General features: G+C 71.4%; 10 protein-coding genes. 9 read left to right on the forward strand and 1 reads right to left on the reverse strand.

Annotation, left to right across the window (positions count from 1 at the left end):
* The first annotated feature begins 115 nt into the window (after positions 1-115).
* The 7 genes from R2B38_RS43365 (at position 116) to R2B38_RS43395 (ending at position 16,111) form a co-directional block, all read left to right on the forward strand.
* Positions 116-1,852: a diacylglycerol kinase family protein gene (locus R2B38_RS43365; RefSeq protein WP_318021306.1), complete on the forward strand. Its 1,737-nt coding sequence runs from the start codon at positions 116-118 to the stop codon at positions 1,850-1,852.
* Entirely contained in the window at positions 1,853-2,806 is a 954-nt protein-coding gene (locus tag R2B38_RS43370) for a YihY/virulence factor BrkB family protein (RefSeq protein ID WP_318021307.1), read from the forward strand.
* Positions 2,807-3,622, forward strand: a complete 816-nt coding sequence (locus R2B38_RS43375; RefSeq protein WP_318021308.1) for a phosphatase PAP2 family protein — start codon at positions 2,807-2,809, stop codon at positions 3,620-3,622.
* 364 nt (positions 3,623-3,986) lie between these two features.
* Positions 3,987-6,983, forward strand: coding sequence for a helix-turn-helix transcriptional regulator (locus tag R2B38_RS43380; protein WP_318021309.1), 2,997 nt, complete (start codon positions 3,987-3,989; stop codon positions 6,981-6,983).
* A gap of 109 nt (positions 6,984-7,092) precedes the next feature.
* Positions 7,093-7,299, forward strand: a complete 207-nt coding sequence (locus R2B38_RS43385; protein ID WP_318021310.1) for a hypothetical protein — start codon at positions 7,093-7,095, stop codon at positions 7,297-7,299.
* Between the two features lie 68 nt (positions 7,300-7,367).
* Positions 7,368-11,600: a carboxypeptidase regulatory-like domain-containing protein gene (locus R2B38_RS43390; RefSeq protein WP_318021311.1), complete on the forward strand. Its 4,233-nt coding sequence runs from the start codon at positions 7,368-7,370 to the stop codon at positions 11,598-11,600.
* A gap of 344 nt (positions 11,601-11,944) precedes the next feature.
* Complete coding sequence (locus R2B38_RS43395) at positions 11,945-16,111, forward strand: beta-galactosidase (RefSeq protein ID WP_318021312.1); 4,167 nt, start codon at positions 11,945-11,947, stop codon at positions 16,109-16,111.
* 13 nt (positions 16,112-16,124) lie between these two features.
* Here the strand turns inward: R2B38_RS43395 and R2B38_RS43400 are convergent, their stop codons facing one another.
* Entirely contained in the window at positions 16,125-16,475 is a 351-nt protein-coding gene (locus R2B38_RS43400; protein ID WP_318021937.1) for a hypothetical protein, read from the reverse strand.
* 284 nt (positions 16,476-16,759) lie between these two features.
* Here R2B38_RS43400 and R2B38_RS43405 point away from each other — a divergent pair, with 284 nt between their 5' ends.
* Positions 16,760-17,551, forward strand: a complete 792-nt coding sequence (locus R2B38_RS43405) for a hypothetical protein (RefSeq protein ID WP_318021313.1) — start codon at positions 16,760-16,762, stop codon at positions 17,549-17,551.
* 398 nt (positions 17,552-17,949) lie between these two features.
* On the forward strand, positions 17,950-19,518 hold the full coding sequence (locus tag R2B38_RS43410; RefSeq protein ID WP_318021315.1) for an MFS transporter: 1,569 nt from the start codon (positions 17,950-17,952) through the stop codon (positions 19,516-19,518).
* The last annotated feature ends 57 nt before the right edge of the window (positions 19,519-19,575 follow it).

A 19,575-nucleotide genomic window follows, 5' to 3' on the forward strand; every position in this document is an offset into this window, starting at 1 on the left:
AATTCCCACGTGAGGAGGTGTCTGCGGCCCGGCTTCGGGGGCAGACGGCGATGGATCGGGTGCGAACGGCACCCGGCCGTGGACCGCCGCGAGGCGCCGACCCGTGGGAGCCCCGATGTCGACCGCCGTGCCGGGAAGAACAGCAGGAGCGAGCGGGGACGAACCCGAGGCGGTCCGGCCGGGCCGCTCGCCGGTTCTGCCCCGCGGTACCGGCACCACCGCGGCGCGTATCGGCGTACTGACCGTCTGCCAGGCCGCCCTGATGGTGGGCTTCGGACTCCTGATCACGGGCCCGGCCAAGAACGTGTGGCCGTTGACGGTGGAGGACCACGTCGACGAGGGCTTCGAGCGGATCCGTACCAGCACGCTGACCACGCTGTCGTACGTCGGCTCGGAGGCGGGCAACACCCTCACGGTGATCGCCGTCACCCTGCTGAGCTGCGTGGCGCTGCTGCTGATACCCCGGCTGCCGATGTGGCGTCAGGCGGCCTTCCTCGCGGTCGCCGTCTCACTCCAGGCACTGGTGTTCCTGGCCGTCACCCTGTCGGTGGACCGGAACCGCCCGCAGGTGCACCGCCTCGACGCCTCCCCGCCGACGTCCAGTTACACCTCAGGCCACACCGGCGCGGCCACCGCGCTCTACGCCGGACTCGCGGTGCTCGTGCTGTCCCGGGTGCGCAGGCCGTGGCGGTGGCCGCTGGCCGGGCTGCTGTTCCTCGTGCCGCTGGCCGTCGGCGTCTCCCGCCTCTACCGGGGCATGCACCACCCCACGGACGTGATCGGCGGAATGGCCAACGGCGCCCTGTCCCTGCTGATCGTCGGCCGCGCCCTGCTCACCGACGCGTCCGTGGCCGCCGTTCCCGCGCAGCGGACCGGGGACCCCGACACGACCGCGCGGGCCGAGGAGCGCGCGCCCGGCAGCACCGCCGTGATCTTCAACCCCACGGTGACCGGCGAGGCGGACCGCGAGAAACTCCGGCGGATCCTGGAACAACACGGCCACCGCGCGCCGGAGTTCATCGAGACCACGGCTGACGACCCCGGCACCGGCCAGGCGTCCGGCGCGGTGCGTGACGGAGCGGAACTGGTCGTGGTCTGCGGCGGCGACGGAACCGTCCGGGCGGCCGCCGACGCCCTGGCCGGCAGTGGCGTACCGCTCGTCGTGGTGCCCTGCGGCACCGGCAACCTGCTGGCCCGCAACCTCGGCCTGCCGCTCACCCCCGCCACCGCGCTCGATGCCGCCCTGTCCGGCACCCCGCACCGCATCGACCTCGGCCGCATCGAGGGAGACGGCCTCGCCCCCACCCACTTCGCCGCGATGTCCGGGGCCGGACTCGACGCCGCGATGCTGGAACACACCGACGACCGCGCCAAGTCGGCCGTCGGCTGGCTCGCCTACGTCCTCGCCAGCGTCGGCACCCTGCGCACACCCCGGATGCGGCTGACGGTCCGGCTCGACGACGCGCCCGTCCTGCACCGCACGGCCCGTATGGTGCTCCTCGCCAACGTCGGCACCGTACAGGGCGGTCTGACGCTCCTCCCGGCGGCCCGGCCCGACGACGGCCTGCTCGACCTGCTGATCCTGGACCCGCGCGGCCCCGGCGGCTGGTTGCGCGCCCTGGGCGTCCTGATGCGCGGCCGCGGGAACACCGCGCGGCCCACGACCCTGGACACCCCGGCCGGGAAGAAGAGCGTACCGGTGGAGTTCTTCACCTTCCGGCGGGCCGAACTCACCTTCGCCGTACCGCAGTCGAGGGAACTCGACGGCGACCCGGTGTCCCACGGCCGACGGCTCACCGTCGAGGTCCACCCCGGCGCGCTGACCGTGCTGCTGCCCACCCGGGAGAAGTGAATGGGCACCGCCACCAAGGTCCCCGAGACCCGCGACATGACCGGCGAGGACCTCTCGGCCGACGAGGCCCTGACATCGCTGCGCCGCTACGGCCGCTGGCCGCTGCTGCGCGACTCCTTCGTCCGGTTCCGCTACGCCGACGGCTTCAGCCATTCCCGCGCGCTCGCCCTGCAGACGGTGCTGGCGGTGATCCCGCTGGCCATCGCCTTCGTCGGCCTCTCCACGGCGCTGCACACGGAGAACATCGGGAGACTCGCCGAACTGACCATCCATCGGATCGCACAGGGGCCCAGCGCCGACGTCGTCGACGACGCGCTGGACCGCAGCCGCCACAGCGCGGGCGACGGTGACGAGATCGCCCTCTGGTTCGGCCTGCTCTTCTCCCTGGTCAACGTCACCACCGCGATGTGCCAGATCGAACGCGGCGCCAACCGGATCTACGGCAACGAACGCGACCGCCCCTTCCACCAGAAGTACCTGCGCGGGCTCGTGATGTCGCTGAGCGCCGGGATCCCGCTCGGACTCGGGTTCGTCGTGATGGTGGCCGGCGGCGACCTGGCCGCCGCGGCGGCGACGGTGTACCACCTCGACGGCGCTGCCAGGACCGCCTGCGAGATCCTGCGCTGGCCCTTCGGGCTGCTGCTCGCCCTCCTCTCGGCCAGCGCGATCTTCCGCCGTTCCCCCCGCCGCCGCCAGCCCGGCTACACCTGGCTGGCCTTCGGCGCGGCCGTCTACCTCGTCCTGTGGACGGCCCTGACCTGGGTGCTGAGCCTGTACCTGGACATCAGCGGCTCCTTCGACACGATCTACGGCCCGCTCAGCGCCTTCATGTCCCTGCTGCTCTGGGCCTACCTGACGTCCATCGCCCTCTTCCTGGGCCTGTCCTTCGCCGCGCAGCTGGAAGCGGCGCGGGCGCTGCGGCCCGGTCCGATCTCAGCCGACCCGGGAGTCTGAATGGTGGTCCGCGCCACGGCCCAACGTCTCGGTGACCTCCGTCGCCGCCGAGCGGCCGACCGGAGATTCGGTGTCCATCTCCTCGGTTCGGTCGCCGTCGCCGCCGTAGCCGCTGTCCCGTTCGGCCTGCTGCTCGTCCTGGTCGAGGGCCGTTGGCAGCCGTTGCGGAGTCTCGACGCGCGCACGGCACGGCGGTTGAACGAGACCGCGCTCGATCATCCGGCATGGACGGACGGCCTGCGCTTCCTGTCCGACCGGGTGTGGGACCCGGTCACCCTGCGGACGATCGTCGCGCTGCTGACCGTGTGGCTGCTGTACCGCCGGGCCTGGAGACTCGCCGCCTGGTCCGCCGTGACGGCCACGGCCGGCGGCCTGATCGGGCTGCTGGTCAAGACGGTGGTCGAACGGGCCCGGCCGTCCCTGGAGGACCCGGTCGCGCACGCGCCGGGATTCTCCTTCCCCTCGGGACACGCGATGACCGCGACCACCTCGTTCGCCATCCTGCTGTTGGTGCTGCTGCCCCTGGTGCCGCGCGCTCTGCGGCCGCTGTGCTGGGGCATCGCGGTGGTGTCCGTGCTCGGTGTCGGCTTCACCCGGATCGCCCTCGGCGTCCACTGGTTCAGCGATGTCGTGGGCGGCTGGCTCCTGGGCCTCGCCGTCGTGGCCCTCACCACCTGGGCCTTCGAGGCCTGGCGCACCGACGCCGGCCGTGGACCCGCCGGGCTGAGCGAGGGCCTGGAGCCCGAACTCACCGGCGCCCACCCCGAACCAGGCCCCGCCGTCCGCAAGCGTCACGGCGGATCCGTACGGGACTGACGACCGAGTCCGCGAGATCCGCGGACCGGGCTGGTCCGACGGAGCGCCGGGCGGGGAAGAGCACCGTGTGCAACCCCCTTGGCCGGCAGGCGAGTTCCGCGCACCGGTACTGACGCGGGCGTCACCGACCAGGCGCGTCGCAACTCCGCCTCGGCGCACTGAGCAGCAGCATCACAGCGGCCACGGCACTTGTTTGACTAACCGTCAATAACTGACGGTGCCTCAGAAGTGTATGAAGCGGCAGAAGTTGGCCTGCCCGGGCGCGGTCGGTACGGCGATCGTGGCATGCTGCGACGTCGAGGCCCGCACGGGCAGTCGGCGCCCGGGTCGCGCAGACCCTGGGCGGGGTGGGGAAGGCGGTCGGATGGAGCGCTCTGGGGAGGAGCGCCTCCCGTTCGTGCCGCCCGGGCTCAGCGCTCCGCGTTTCGTCGGCCGAGCGGCCGAACTGCACCGGCTGACGGACGCCCTGGCCCGGCCGCCGGCCGCGGTCCTCGTCGAGGGCGAGGCCGGAATCGGCAAGAGCCGACTCGTCCAGGAGGCGCTGGAGGAGCCCGGTATCGCCGCCCGACGGCCGCTGTCCGCCCTGTGCCCCCCGTTCCGGGAGGCCCTCACCCTGGGCCCGGTCGTCGATGCCGCCCGTGAGGCCCGGCCCGACGTGGCGGAGCTGGCCCTCACTCCCCTCGCCGGGGTACTGCGGCCGCTGTTCCCCGAGTGGACGCAGGACCTGCCGCCGTCGCCCGAGACGCTGTCGGACGCAGGCGCCGCCCGGCACCGGCTCTTCCGCGCACTGGCCGAACTGCTGGACGCCATGGGCGTCGGCGTGCTGGTCCTGGAGGACGTCCACTGGGCCGACGAAGCCACCCTGGACTTCCTGATGTTCCTCGCCTCCCGCCGCTCCCGCCGGATGAGCCTGGTGCTGACCTACCGTCCCGAGGACGTGGCGCCGGATTCCACGCTGATGCGGCTGACCTCCCGGCCCCCGGCCGGCACCGGGTACGTACGGATCGGCCTCGGCGCGCTGGACGTGCCGCAGACCGCCGAGCTGATGTCGTCGATGCTGGACGGGGAGCACGTCTCCGAGGCATTCGCGTCGTTCCTCCAGGAGCGGACCGACGGTGTGCCGCTGGCGATCGAGGAATCCGTCCGGCTGCTGCGCGACCGGGCCGATCTGGTCCGGCGCGACGGCGAGTGGGTGCGCAGGACGCTGGCCGACATCGCCGTGCCGCCCACCATCCGGGACGCGGTCGCCGAGCGCGCCTCGCGCCTCACCCCGGTCGCGCAACGCGTGCTCCAGGCCGCCTCCGTGCTCGCCGAACCGGTCGGCTCGGCCGTCCTCGCGACGGTGAGCGGGCTCCCGAACAACGTTGTCGGCGAGGCCGTGGACGCTGCCGTACGCAGTGGACTGCTCGGCGAGGACCGTGCCGGCCGGGTCCGCTTCCGGCACGCGCTGGCCGCCCGTGCGGTCTACGACATGACGCCCGCGCCCGACCGCCGAGCCCTGCACCGGGAAGCGGGCCGCGCACTGTGGGCCGTGACACCGCAGCCGGTGGCCCGGCTCGCCCACCACTACCGGGAGGCGGGCGACATCGGACAGTGGCGTCAGTACGCCGAACGGACCGCGGACCTCGCCCTGGCCTCCGGGGACCATCGCACCGCCGTCGGACTGCTGCACGAGTTGCTCACCGAGAGCGATCCGCCCGCCGCCTCGGTGGCCCGGTGGGCACAGAAGATGCCGGTCCTGGCCTTCAACGGGCTCGTTGCCCGCGGCGACCTGACCCGCGCGCTGCGCAGGGTGCTGGACACAGAGGCGCTCGCCCCGCACGACCGCGCGGCCGTCCGCACCCAGCTGGGGCGCATGCTGCTGCACACGGGCGAGTACGCGGCCGGCGCGGCGGAACTGGAGCGGGCACTGCCGGACCTGGCCGACGAACCGTTCCAGGCCGCCTGGGCGATGAACACGCTCGGCGCACCGCCGAGCACCCTGATGACCGCCGGGGAACACCGCCGTTGGCTGGACCGGGCGGCCGACGCGGCCCGGCTGCCGATGACGGCGGACCAGCGGCTGGCTCTCGCGGTGGACCGGGCAACCGCCCTGCTGGACATGGGCGACGAGGTCGGCTGGGACGTGGTCGCGGAGCTGCCCGACACCGCGACGACGCCCGAAGGAATGATGCAGCTGACCCGCGGCGGACTCAACATCGGTAACGGGGCGATGCGTTGGGGTCGCTACGACCAAGCCAGAGCGCTGCTGACGACCGGGCTGGCCAGGGCCGAGGGACACCGGTACCGGCGGCTGCACGACATGATCCTGGTGACGCTGGTGCACCTGGACTGGTTCACCGGTGCCTGGGACGGACTGGCCGAGCGGGCCGCCGCCCTGGCGGAGGTGGACGAGGAGCCGCTGCTCCAGCTGGACGCCCTGCTGGTCACAGCCCTGCTGGACGGGGCGGTCGGCGGCGGCGACGCGAACCGCGGCCAAGTGGCGGTGGCCGAGGGCGGGTTGGGCACCGTCGAGGAGCGGCTGCGCCAGGTGCTCGACGCGGGGCTGCGGCGGGGCATCGTGGATGTGCCGCTGGAGCCCGCGGCCGCCCTGGCGCGGATCCGGCTCGCCGAGGGGTCGGCCGCGGAGGCGCTGGAGTTGACGGAGGGACCGGCCGACGTCGTGGCCCGCAAGAACATCTGGCTGTGGGCCACCGAGTTCGCACCGGTACGGACCGGCGCGCTTCTCGCGGTCGAACGGCCCGACCAGGCACGGCGGTTCGTCGCGGACCTGGCCGAAGGTCTCGCCGGCAAGCACCTGCCGGCAGCGCACGCGGCCCTGGAGACGTGTCTCGGAGTGCTGGCGGAAGGAGAAGGCCGCAGCGCCGAGGCGGCCACCGCGTTCGGCCGGGCCGCCACCGCCTGGACGCGCCTGCCGCGGCCGTATGAGGCATTGCTCGCGACCGAGCGCCGGGCCGGCTGCCTGCTGACAGCGGGGGACAGGGACACCGGACTGGCCGAACTCGCCCGCGCGCAGGCCGGATTCACGGCCCTGGGAGCCCGGACCGACGCCGACCGCGTGCACGCCGCACTGCGTGCGGCCGGGGCCCCGGTACGACAGGTGTGGCGCGGTGGGCGGCGCGGCTACGGCGACCAACTGTCCCCGCGCGAGCTGGAAGTGGTCCGGCTGCTGCTCACCGGCCTGACCAACCCGGCCATCGCACGGGCGCTCTCCCGTTCCCCGAAGACCGTTGCCGCGCAACTCAACTCCGCGATGCGCAAATACGGCGTGACCTCGCGCACCGCACTCGCGGTCAGCCTGACCCAGGCCGGAATCACCCCGTCGGAAGGCCACGTCGCCGGCACGCGCTCCGATCTTTAGGTCATCCGCCCCATCGCGAGGAAACGCGGCGACCGTCAATACTCGGTGCGCGCACGATCCCCGAGCCGGCCTGCACCTGGGCATGACCGGAAGGGCGTCCATCCATCGGATGAGCAGCACACCCACCGCACCGAATTCCGGCGCACCGAGCGCCCGTACGGACACCTCCGCCACCGGAGCGCGGCACACCGACGTGCCGCCCACCGGAGAGCGACACCCCGAACCGACGCCCGCCGCAGCGGGCGTACCCGCCGACGACACGGCGGCGGAGCCCGCCTGCGCGGACGACCCGTACAGCGGTTACGAACCCCTCTGACCCCGGCCCGATCGGGTCCTGAACGCGACGAAAAGGGTGCCCCCTTGCTGTCCTCAAGACGTGCGCGCATGCGCGCTCCCCTCTCCCTTCTCATAGCCGGCTGTCTCGGCGCAGGAGTTCTCGCCGCGACACCGACCGCCGCCGCGGCCACCCCCAGTTCCTCGGCCTCCTCGTCCGGCGCCGACTCCGCCAGGTCCTCCGACCTGCTCAACGCCGTGCCGCAGGACAACGTCCCGCAGAACTACGTCCCGGCCGGCTGCAACAACCCGAGCGTCAAGGACGGCGTGGCCCAGTGCTTCGCCGACGTGCGCACCGGCTCCGACCACATCGTCCGGCCGCAGGTGAGCGCGCCCCCGTCCGCGGCGTTGGGCCCGGCCGACATCCAGGCGGCCTACAGCCTTCCCGCCGGAGTCGAGGGCCGGACGGTGGCGATCGTCGACGCGTACGGCAACTCCCACGCCGAGGCCGACCTGGCCGCGTACCGCACGCACTACGGGCTGCCCGAGTGCACCACCGCCAACGGCTGCTTCCGCAAGGTCGATCAGAGCGGCGGCACGGACTACCCCGCCGACGACGCGGGCTGGGCACTGGAGACCGCGCTGGACCTCGACGCCGTCTCCGCCGCCTGTCCGGCGTGCAACATCCTTCTCGTGCAAGGCGATTCGGCGAGTCTGGACGACCTGGGCACCGCGGTCGACACCGCCGTACGACTGGGCGCCAAGTACGTCTCCAATTCCTACGGTCTGCCCGGCGAGAGCGCTTCCGAGACCGCGTACGACCACCACTACGACCATCCCGGGGTGGCCGTGGTCGCGTCCACCGGCGACACCGGCCATGTCCAGAACTGGCCCGCCACCAACCCCGACGTGGTGGCCGCCGGCGGCACCCGGCTGACCCGCACGCCGGACACCGAGCGCGGCTGGACGGAGTCCGCCTGGACCTCCGGCGGGTCGGGCTGCTCGCTGTACGAGGCCCAGCCCGCCTATCAGCGGGGGCTCACCACCGGCTGCGACACCCGCGCGACGGCTGACGTCTCCGCGGTCGCCGACCCCGCGACCGGTCTGGCCGTCTACGACACGGTGGGGGAGGACGGCTGGTTGCAGGTCGGTGGCACCAGCCTCTCCGCGCCGCTGATCACGGCGATGTACGCGCTGGCGGGCACTCCCGTCGAGGGCACCTACCCGGTGACCTACCCCTACATCAACGCCTCCGGGCTGACCGATGTCACCGAAGGGTCCAACGACGGCTGCGGCACGGTGGTGTGCACCGCCGGCACCGGCTGGGACGGGCCGACCGGTCTCGGCACCCCCGTCGGAGTGTCCGCGCTGGCCTTCGGCGTCCATGGAACGCTGTCCGGACGAGTCACCGACAGCGTGTCCGGCGCCCCGCTGGCCGGTGCGGCACTGGCCGTCTCACAAGAGGCGACAGGCGGCCGGGAGTACCACGTCACCACCGACGCCGAAGGCGCGTACAGCCTCCCCGTCGCGGTGGGCGAGTACCGGATCACCGCCACCGACTTCGGCTACCGGGAGAACACCAGCTCCGGAGTGGGCGTCGCCGAGAACCAGAGCACCACCGCGGACCTGACCCTGGTGAAAGTGCCGACCCGGACGGTGTCCGGCACGGTGAAGGACGGCAGCGGGCACGGCTGGCCCCTGTACTCGAAGATCACCATCGACGGCTATCCGAACGGAGCGCTCTACACCGACCCCTACACCGGCAGGTACAGCGTGGACCTTCCGGAGGAGGCCACCTACGCCGTCCATGTGGCCCCGGTCTACCCCGGCTACCGGAGCACGGACCTGAGTGTCCCGGTGGGCACCGCCGACGTACGCGCGGACGTGGCCCCGGACGTGGACCTGACGGCCTGCGTGGCGCCCGGCCACGCCTACCCGGGCGCGGCCGACTTCGGAGGCTGGACCGGCACGACACCGGAGCACGGCTGGACGGTCGTCGATCACGGGACGGACGGCGCCACCTGGGACTTCGCCGACAGTTTCCTGGCCAACTACACGGGCGGAACCGGCAATTGGGCCGCCGCCGACCCCTGGGGCCGGGGCGGTGTCCACGAGGACACCGAACTCGTGTCGCCCACCTTCAGCCTGGCCGGCCAGAACGCACCCGTCCTCGGCTTCTACGCCCTCTACGCCCCCAGCAAGGACTCGGTGGCCGACGTCGACCTCAGCCTCGACTCGGGCGCGACGTGGACCACGGTGTGGCACCGGGACACGGCCGAGTTCTTGGGCCACGTCGAGGTTCCCCTGACCCAGGCGGCAAACGCGAAGCACGTCAAGGTGCGCTTCCACTACTCCGGCAGCGGCCTGTCGATCTGGCAGCTCGACACCGTCACCGTCGGCTCCTGCGCGGCGGTGGGCGGAGGGATCGTCGCCGGAAAGGTCGTCGACGGCAACACGGGCGACGCCATCACGCCCGCCACCATCACCGACACCGCCGACGGCTACACCACGGCGACCACCGTGGCGACCCCCGACGACCCGGCCTTGGCCGACGGCTACTACTGGCTGTTCAGCGCCCCCGTCGGACGGCACACGTACCGGACCGCCGCCGCCCGCTACACCACCTCGACCGGCACCCTCACCACGCGGCCGGACAAGGTCAACCGGTTCGACCGCACGCTCAAGGCGGGCCGCCTGGCGGTGAGTTCGGCCGGTCTCTCCGTCAGCGAGACGCTGGGCGGGTCAGGGAGCAAGAAGGTCACCTTCACCAACAAGGGGCAGGCGCCGCTGCACGTCGACCTCGGTGAGCAGAGCACCGGTTACACCTCACCGGACGGGATCTCCACGACCACGTCGGACGTGTCGGCAGGCGCTCCGACGCTGCGCGTGAAGGGCAACTATTCACCCGGACCGATGAGTTCCCTCTCCTCGGCCCCGAAGACCACGTCGAGCGGCCCCTCGGCCACGGCATCGACCGGCCCCTGGACCGGCATCGCCGACTACCCCGAGCCCGTCATGGACAACGCCGTGGGCACCTACCAGGGCAAGGTCTACTCCGTCGCCGGAGTCTCCGGACTCTTCGGCGGCGAGTACCTCGACCGCGGCTATGTGCACGACCCGTCCACCGATGCCTGGACACCCATCGCCGACCTCCCCGAGGCCCTGGAATCACCCGGCGGGGCGTTCGTCGACGGGACCATGTACGTCGTCGGCGGCTGGACCGCGGACGGCGCCCGCGCCACGCTCTACGCCTACCACCCCACCACCGACACCTGGACCCGCCTCGCCGATCTGCCCCAGGCGATCGGCATGCCGAACGTGACCACCCTCGACGGCAGCCTCTACGTCATCGGAGGCTGCACCGGATCCGACTGCGGAGACAGCGTCAGCACCGTCTACCGCTACACACCGGCCACCGACACCTGGACCCGCCGCGCCGACTACCCGTTCACCATGGAACGCGGGGCCTGCACCGGTATCACCGGTGAGCTGGTGTGCGCCGGCGGCATCACGGTCGTCGGTGGAGGGGTCGCCCCCCGCAAGGGACAGACCTACCGCTACAGTCCCTCCGCCGACACCTGGACCCGCGCCGCCGACATGCCCGACGCGAGCTGGGGCGCCACCGCCAGCGGGAACGACGGCAGACTCCAGGTCGTCGGCGGCATCGTCGGAACGGCCGCGGTCAACACCGTCGTCGAATACGACCCGGTGTCCAACTCCTGGTCCAGCCTGCCCAACACCGGCTCCGCCGTCCTCCGGGCCGGCGGCGGCTGCGGGATCTACCGCATCGGGGGCATGACCGCGGCCCTGGACGCCGTCTCCTCGGCCGAGACCCTGCCCGGGCACGACCAGTGCGACGGCGACGACGTCAGCTGGCTGTCGGCGGACAAGACCTCGTTCGATCTCGCCCCCGGCCGGTCCACCACGGTCACCGTCCGCGCCGACGCCTCCGCCGTGGCCACGGCCGGCACGTACACCGCGCGGCTCACCTACAGCACCGACGCCCCCTACGCCGGAGCGTCGGTGAAGGTCAGCCTCAAGGTCAAGATCCCCCACACCTGGGGCCATCTCTCCGGGACGATCACCGACAAGCGCACGGGAGCACCGCTCGCCGCGGCCACCGTCCTGATCTGCCCGGTGGCGCACGCCGGAACGACCGGCTGCGGCCACCTCGCACACACCGTACGCACCGACTCCGACGGCCATTACGACCTCTGGCTCGACGCCCGCCCGAGCCCGCTGCGGATCGCGGCCTCTGCCGCCGGCCACCGAACGGCATCCAAGGAGGTGACCCTGCAGCCGGGCCGCGCCACGACGGCCGACCTGTCGCTGACCGCGACCTGACCCCCACCGCCACCCGTTCTCGTCGCGCCCACCCAGACGCTCTGTCCGGGTGGGCGCGGCTTGGACTCCTTCGTGTGCACACCCCGAGGCGGGTGTCCCTCGGTGGGTGTGGCCGGTCCGCACCGCACCGGACCCTCAACGGCGGTTCCAGCAAGCCGATTCCGGGTGGCACGACGGCCTACCGGCACACCGGGAGCGGGGCCGGGACCGGGTGAAGACGTACCCGGGACCCGACCTCTCGATTGTGTTCTTCCGACCCATTGTGGTTGGGCCCGCGCCCCCTTACTGTTCGGGTTTGCCTGAGTCTGTTTGATGCTGTTCGCCCAGTCGGTCTGGAGGCCGCCGTGCGGGATGGTCGGAACGGTTCAGAGGGTGCGAGACCCGGTCGCCGTCGCTGGTGGAGAGCGATCCTCGCGGCGACCGCGACCATCGCCCTGGCGGCGGGCCTGTCCGCGCCGGCCACGGCGGCGGCGCAGGACGCCGGAGAGCAGCCTCCCGCCGTCGCTCCGCAGGCGCACACCGTGACGCTCGACGGCTACTCCTTCCTCGTCGACGGCAGACGCACCTACCTGTGGTCCGGCGAGTTCCACTACTTCCGGCTCCCGAGCCAGGACCTGTGGCGCGACATCTTCCAGAAGATGAAGGCCGCCGGCTTCAACTCGACCTCCCTGTACTTCGACTGGGGCTACCACTCACCGAAGGAGGGCGTGTACGACTTCACCGGGGTGCGGGACGTCGACAAGCTCCTCGACATGGCCCAGGAGGCCGGCCTCTACGTCATCGCCCGCCCGGCGCCGTACATCAACGCGGAGGTCGACAGCGGCGGCCTGCCCGGCTGGCTGACCACCAAGGCGGAGGACAACCGCAGCGACGACCCGCGCTTCCTGAAGTACGCCGACGAGTGGCTGACCCAGATCGACCGGATCATCGCCCGCCACCAACTGACCAACGGCACCGGGTCAGTCATCGCCTACCAGGTCGAGAACGAGTACTACGACGGCTCGGCCGCCGCCCGCTCCTACATGCAACACCTGGAGGACAAGGCCCGCGCCGACGGCATCACGGTCCCGCTGACCGGCAACAACAACGGCACCTTCAACTCCGGTACCGGCGCCCTGGACGTCGACGGCCCGGACTCCTACCCCCAGGGCTTCGACTGCTCCAACCCCGCGAAGTGGAACGGCGTCCCCGACATCAGCTACGACCACCCGGCCGGAAAACCGCTGTACTCACCGGAGTTCCAGGGCGGCGCCTTCGACCCCTGGGGCGGACCGGGCTACGACAAGTGCGCCCAGCTCATCAACGACCAGTTCGCCAACGTCTTCTACAAGCAGAACATCGCCGTCGGCGCGACCGCGCAGAGCTTCTACATGACCTACGGCGGCACCAACTGGGGCTGGCTGGGCATGCCCGAGAACTACACGTCGTACGACTACGGCGCCGCGATCCGTGAGACCCGCCAGCTCGATCCGAAGTACGACGAGGACAAACTCATCGGGTACTTCACGCAGTCGGTCGCCCCGTTGACCAAGACCGAGGCGATCAGGGCCACACCGCCGGACGACTCCGCGGTCGTCGACACCGCCCGGATGAACCCCGACACCAAGACGCAGTTCCACGTCCTGCGGCACGGCAACTCCACGTCCACGGCCGTCGACAAGACGCACATCTCCCTGGACTTCAACGCCCAGCCGACCACGGACACCACCTACACCTGGGACGACCCCGACTCCGCGCTCCAGTACGCCGGTTCGTGGTCCCATGTGGCCGACACGAGCTACACCGGGGGCGATTACAAGCACACGGAGTCGTTCTCGAACAAGGCAGGCGATTCGCTCACCGTCCCCTTCGACGGCACCGCGATCCGCTGGATCGGCTCGAAGACCAACAACCACGGCAACGCCGACGTCTACCTCGACGGCACCAAGGTGGCGACGGTCGACGACTCCGGCAGCGAGAGCCAGGCGGTGCTCTTCCAGAAGACCGGCCTGACACCCGGCGCGCACACGCTGAAGATCGTCGTCGCCGGGACCCACGGTTCGGGATCCACGGACAACTACGTGGCCGTCGACGCGATCGACGTACCGACCGCCGCCACCGCCGAGGCGACCTACCCGGTCGTGCCGCAGCAGCCCGGCACCGCGATCACCCTCGACGGACGCGACTCCCATGTGATCGTGGCCAACTACCGCCTCGGCGAAGCGCAGTTGCAGTACTCGACCTCCGAGATCATGACCGACGCGACCATCGGGGACCGGGACATCGCGGTGCTCTACGGCGACCAGGGAAGCGACGGCGAGACCGTCCTGCGCTACGCCGCCAAACCCACCGTGACCGCCCACGGCGGTACGGTCAGCACCACGTGGGACCCCGCCACCGGAGACCTGCGCCTCAACTACACACATCAGGGCCTGATCCGCGTCAGCGTCAGCGGCGCCGGACAGCGCCCGCTCCTGCTGCTCGTCGGAGACAAGGCCACGGCGAAGACCTTCTGGCGGCAGGACACGGCGAGCGGCCCGGTGCTCGTGCGCGGCACCCACCTGCTGCGGACGGCGACCAGCCTGCACGGCGGCCACACCGTGGCGCTCACCGGCGACAACGCCGACGACAAGAACATCGAGGTGTTCACCTCCGCCGCCCAAGTCACCTGGAACGGCAGGACGTTGGGCGGCCACGCCACCGACACGGGGAGCCGTACCGGAAAGATCCCGGTGGCCGCCCCCGTCCACCTCCCGGCGCTCACCGACTGGAAGCACGCCGAGGAATCCCCCGAAGCGGCCCCCGGTTTCGACGACACCAGCTGGCAGGTGGCCGACAAGGCGACCACCAACAGCGTCTCCGGCGCCAACTCGCTGCCGGTGCTCTACGCGGACGACTACGGCTTCCACACCGGCAACACCTGGTACCGCGGCCGTTTCCGCGCCAGCGGCAAGGAGACCGGCATCCACCTGGTGTCGGACTCCGGGGGAGGAGCGCAGGCGTTCTCCGCCTGGCTGAACGGCACCTTCCTGGGCAGCTCCACCACAGGCAGCGGCGACTTCACCTTCCCGGCCGGCTCCGTGAAGTCCACCGGCGACAACGTCCTCTCCGTGCTCACCGTCAACATGGGGCACGAGGAGGACTACAACTCCACCAACGGCAACAAGACCGCGCGCGGCCTGACCAGCGCCTCCCTCGTCGGCGCGCCGCTGACGTCCGTCACCTGGCGCCTCCAGGGCGTACGGGGAGGCGAGGACCTCCAGGACACGGTCCGCGGCCCGCTCTCGACGGGCGGCCTCTACGGCGAGCGGGCGGGCTGGTCCCTGCCGGGCTACCCGGACGCCGACTGGAACCGCGTGTCCCTCCCGGCGACCGACACGACACCCGGAGTCTCCTGGTACCGCACCGACGCCACCCTGAACCTGCCGCACGGCCAGGACACCTCGCTCGGGCTGACGTTCACCGACGACCCGGCACGCAAGTACCGCGCCACGATCTTCGTGAACGGCTGGCAGATCGGCAACTACGTCAACTACCTCGGCCCGCAGCACACGTTCCCGGTTCCCAACGGCATCCTGAACCCGAACGGCCACAACAGCATCGCCATCGCCGTGTGGAACCTCGACGGCAGCACCGGCGGCCTCGGCAAGGTCGCACTGACCAATTACGGCAGCTACGCCTCGTCCCTGCGCGTCGCGCAGAACGACAGCCCGCGCTACGACCCCCGGACCTACGCGATGCCGAAGCGCCCGGGAGCGGACGTCACCCTGGACGTCCCGGACACCGCCCAGCCGGGACAGGCCTTCACCGCCCGGGCGACCGTGCGGGTGCCGAAGGACCGACAGCCCGTCTCCGGACTGACGGCGTCACTCTCCGCCCCCGACGGCTGGAGCGTGAGCGCCCCGACCCCCACGTCGGTCGAGCGCCTGCGGCCCGGTGCGTCGGCCACCTTCACCTGGCAGGTCGAGCCACCGACCGGAACGCTGCCGTCCGCCTCGGCACTCACCGCCACCGTGCACTACCGGCAGAACGGACGGCAGGCCATCGGCGCCGACGAACGCGTCGTCGGCGGAATACCGCCCGCTCCGCCTGCCGGGAAGAGCGACGTGAGCGCCCTGCCGTTCCTGTCCGCCACGAACGGATGGGGCCCGGTGGAACGGGACACCAGCGTCGGCGAACAGGCAGCCGGGGACGGCCGCCCGATCACCATCGCCGGCGTCGGCTATGCCAAGGGCCTGGGCACCAACGCCGTCAGCGACGTTCAGCTCTACCTCGCCGGACAGTGCTCGCGGTTGACGGCGGACGTCGGCGTCGACGACGAGACGGGCGGCGCGGGCACGGTGACGTTCTCCGTGATCGCCGACGGCAGGACCCTGGTCACCACGCCGACGATCCGCGGCAAACAGGCCGCGGTGGCGATCGACGTCGATGTCAGCGGTGCCCAGGTGATCGACCTCAAGGTCGGTGACGCGGGCGACGGCAACGGCAACGACCACGGTGACTGGGGGATGCCGACGCTGACGTGTGCCTGATCGAGCGCCGGGTTCACTCGCCCGCCGTGGCCGGCGGGACGACGGGCGAGGTGCCGGGACCGTCGAGGAAGTGGAGCAACACGGCGGCCTCGGCGCGCAGTTGTGCGGCCCGGTGCGCGTGTACGGGCGCGGTCAACTGCGCCGCGGCCTCCAGTCGTTCGGCGGCCTCGGCCTTCACGACCTCGACCACACCGTCCTCGCTCAGCTCACGCCGAGCCGCTTCGGTGGCACCGGCACCGACCGGCGACTGCTCCACGGCCAGGCCACGAAGCTCGGTCTCCTCCACGGGGACAGCCTCGGCGTTGTCCAGCGCCGCAAGGGTTGTGCGAAGGGCGCTCACCGCGGCCCTGTCACGGGCGCGCATCGCTTCCGGCAGCGCTCGACGCATGCGAAGACGTAGAGACATGCCGGTGACCCTATGGCGGCGCCCTTGAGCCCACAACGCGATTTCTGTGCAGCCGGGCGGGGTGATGCTCCGGGCTGTCTTCGCTCGCGGGTCCTGATCGTCTCCCTGCCCGGCGGCCGCCGGAACCGGTCCGGAGAACAGGGCAACCGGGACTGCCCCTCACGGGTCTAGCCACCGATGACACACCGTCAGGTCTCGTCGCGCGGGGAGGCGGCGAACCCAGTGTCCCGAGGGGGGACTTCATGCGTATACGCCCGGCCGTGGCCGTCACTTTCCTGACAGCCGCCCTTTCAGCATCGGTGCTTCCGGCAACCGCCCGAGCGGCGGACCCGGCCGCTGCCGACGACACCACGTTCTCGAACGTCGTGGTCAACGGAGGCAAGGACATCGTGCTCGGCCTGACCACCAGAAAGACCGTCACGATCACGTGGACGGCCCGAGACCCGGAGGGCGTTGCCGCGTCCTGGGCCTACCTGTGGCACGGTCCCAACACCGACGACGCCGACGGCATCCTGCCGCTGTACCCGCCGTCGGGTACATGTGTGGTGTCACCGGCCGACCCGACGACCTCCACCTGCAAGGTGAGCATCGCCGTGAGCGCCGCGCGGGACTTCGACCACAACGGCCTCGCCGGCGCCTGGAAGGTGCTCGCCGGGGCGCAGGACACCGACGACAACTGGACGGAGATCGACGTCGCCGGCACGGCGAACGTCAAGCGGTACGCCAACCTGACGGTCAACGCCTCGCCCGAGCCGGTGAAGAAGGGCAGGACGATCACGGTCACCGGGAAGCTGACCCGCGCCAACTGGGAGAGCGGCACCTACACCGGCTACCAGGGGCGGACGGTCCACCTGCAGTTCCGCAAGAAGGGAAGCTCCGTCTACACGGCGCTGAAATCCGTCACCAGCGGTGTCGGAGGCTCGCTGAGAACCACCACCAAGGCCAAGACCGACGGCTACTACCGCTTCGTCTTCACCGGTACCCCCACCACCGGACCGTCCACGGCGACAGGCGATTTCGTCGACGTCAGGTGACGAACCAGACCCGTTCCGGCCCTGTCGGCTCTGCCGGTGCAGTGTCGCGGCCGCTCGGGAAGGGGCGGCGTCCATCCGGGGTGGACGCCGCCCCGGTGTGACGTGCCGGCGGTCGTTTCCGACCCGCTTGGAGCAGGCGAGCGCAAGGGTGCCGTAGAGGTGGCATCTCCCCTCGTCACCGTGCCGAGCGGCGGCGGACGCCGGCATCTCCCGGCGGTGCCGGGCCGGCCGACGGATGCGGAAGTCGCAGATGAAGGCGACCATGAGCCTCATCGAGGCGAGTGGAGATGCCGGTATGACGTGTTCCGCTGAACCTCTTCGGTATGCCCTGTACCGCCCGGCGCCGACCGCAGGGGGACCGTCGGCCCTCGTAAGCGCACACGGCTGAAAGGACACCGATGTCCGGAACTGGAACCGCCTCCTCGCCCCGGCGGCTGACACTGGCCGCGATGATCTTCGCGGTCGCGATGACGTTCATCGACCAGACGATCGTGTCCATCGCCGCACCGAACATCCAGGAGGAGCTGGGGCTGACGAACACCGGCGTGCAGTGGGCCATCAACTCCTATCTGCTGGCGATGGCCGCCCTGTTCGCCTTCGGGGGACGGCTGGCCGACACCGTCGGGCACCGGCGCATGGTCGTCCTCGGGGTGATCGTCTTCGCCGCCGCGTCCGCACTGTGCGGACTGACACCCAAGGGCGGCGTCGCCGAGGGCTGGCTGATCGCGTTCCGGGCGCTCCAGGGAGCGGGCGGAGCGCTCATGTACCCGGCCGCCCTGGCCATCGTGGTCAACTCCTACGCGCTGCAGGAGCGCGGCAAGGCACTCGCGCTCTTCTTCGGCGTCGCGGGCGGTCTCACCGCGGTCGGTCCGATCCTCGGCGGCTGGCTGACGCAATGGACCTGGCGGGCCATCTTCTGGGTCAACATCCCCGTCGCCGTCGTGGCCCTGGTGCTCATCGCGCTGGCGCGTCCGCACACCCCGAACCGGCCGGCCCCCATGGACTACCGCGGACTGGCACTCATCGTGGCCGGTGTGGGCCTGAGCATCTTCGGCTTCCAGCAGTCCTATCTGTGGGGCTGGCACTCCGCGGCGACCTGGCTGTGCATCGTCGTGGGCCTGCTGCTGCTCGTGGTCTTCGTCCTCGTCGAGCGGCGGACGGCCCATCCGCTGCTGGACGTCGAACTCTTCCGCGACCGGGCCTTCTCCGTACAGAACGTCGTCCTGGGCGTGGCCATGGCAGCCTTCGTGCCGGTGTTCTTCTTCACGAGCGTGTACGCGGAGGTCGCCCTCGGAAAGGAGGCGTCGGAGGCCAGCCTCGACCTGCTCTACTTCTTCCTCGGCTTCGTGGTGGCCGCGCAGGTCGGCGGACGCATGCTCGACCGGATCGGCGCCAAGCGGCCCGTGGTGCTGGGCTGCGCACTGGCCTGCGTCGGCTTCTTCCTGTGGGCGGGCCGGGTGACCGAGCTGAGCGAGAGCCGCATCGTGTGGTGCATCGTGCTCACGGGCGCGGGAATGGGGCTGATGCTGGGACAGTCCAACACCGACGCGGTCAACCGCGTGCCCCAGCTCTCCTACGGCGAGGCGACCGGAGTCACCCAGACCGTGCGCAACTACGGCTCCAGCCTGGGCCTGGCCGTCCTCGGCACGGTCTTCGCCTCGGTGCTGCAGTCACGGATCACCCGGTCCCTGACCGCGCGGGGCATGGGCCACGACGCGGCGAGCCGGGAGGCCAGGTCGATCTCCCAGCTGAGCTCAGGACAGGGCAGTGGTGGGACCGCGTCCATTCCGCACTTCGTCCGGCTGGGCGTGGCCGAGGCGACGCGCTCGGTGCTGCTCGGCATGAGCCTGATCATGGCCGTCGCCTTCGTCGTCGCCCTGTTCGGCCTGCGACGCGGAGTCCAACAGGAACTGCCCGCCGACAAGCGGGAGTCGAGGGTGGCCCAGGCACCGGAAACGGGAGACTGACGGGCCGCCACGGCAGGCGGAACGAGCGGGGACCGGAGCCGCTGGTCGGGCCGGGGC

Origin of the sequence: Streptomyces sp. N50 (assembly GCF_033335955.1) — a bacterium.
GTDB lineage: Bacteria > Actinomycetota > Actinomycetes > Streptomycetales > Streptomycetaceae > Streptomyces.

Bases quoted from the DNA above. Each gene is read 5' to 3' on its own strand.
- R2B38_RS43365 (WP_318021306.1), top strand. From the start codon at position 116: ATGTCGACCGCCGTGCCGGGAAGAACAGCAGGAGCGAGCGGGGACGAA.
- R2B38_RS43370 (WP_318021307.1), top strand. From the start codon at position 1,853: ATGGGCACCGCCACCAAGGTCCCCGAGACCCGCGACATGACCGGCGAG.
- R2B38_RS43375 (WP_318021308.1), top strand. From the start codon at position 2,807: ATGGTGGTCCGCGCCACGGCCCAACGTCTCGGTGACCTCCGTCGCCGC.
- R2B38_RS43380 (WP_318021309.1), top strand. From the start codon at position 3,987: ATGGAGCGCTCTGGGGAGGAGCGCCTCCCGTTCGTGCCGCCCGGGCTC.
- R2B38_RS43385 (WP_318021310.1), top strand. From the start codon at position 7,093: ATGAGCAGCACACCCACCGCACCGAATTCCGGCGCACCGAGCGCCCGT.
- R2B38_RS43390 (WP_318021311.1), top strand. From the start codon at position 7,368: ATGCGCGCTCCCCTCTCCCTTCTCATAGCCGGCTGTCTCGGCGCAGGA.
- R2B38_RS43400 (WP_318021937.1), bottom strand. From the start codon at position 16,475: ATGCGCGCCCGTGACAGGGCCGCGGTGAGCGCCCTTCGCACAACCCTT.
- R2B38_RS43405 (WP_318021313.1), top strand. From the start codon at position 16,760: ATGCGTATACGCCCGGCCGTGGCCGTCACTTTCCTGACAGCCGCCCTT.
- R2B38_RS43410 (WP_318021315.1), top strand. From the start codon at position 17,950: ATGTCCGGAACTGGAACCGCCTCCTCGCCCCGGCGGCTGACACTGGCC.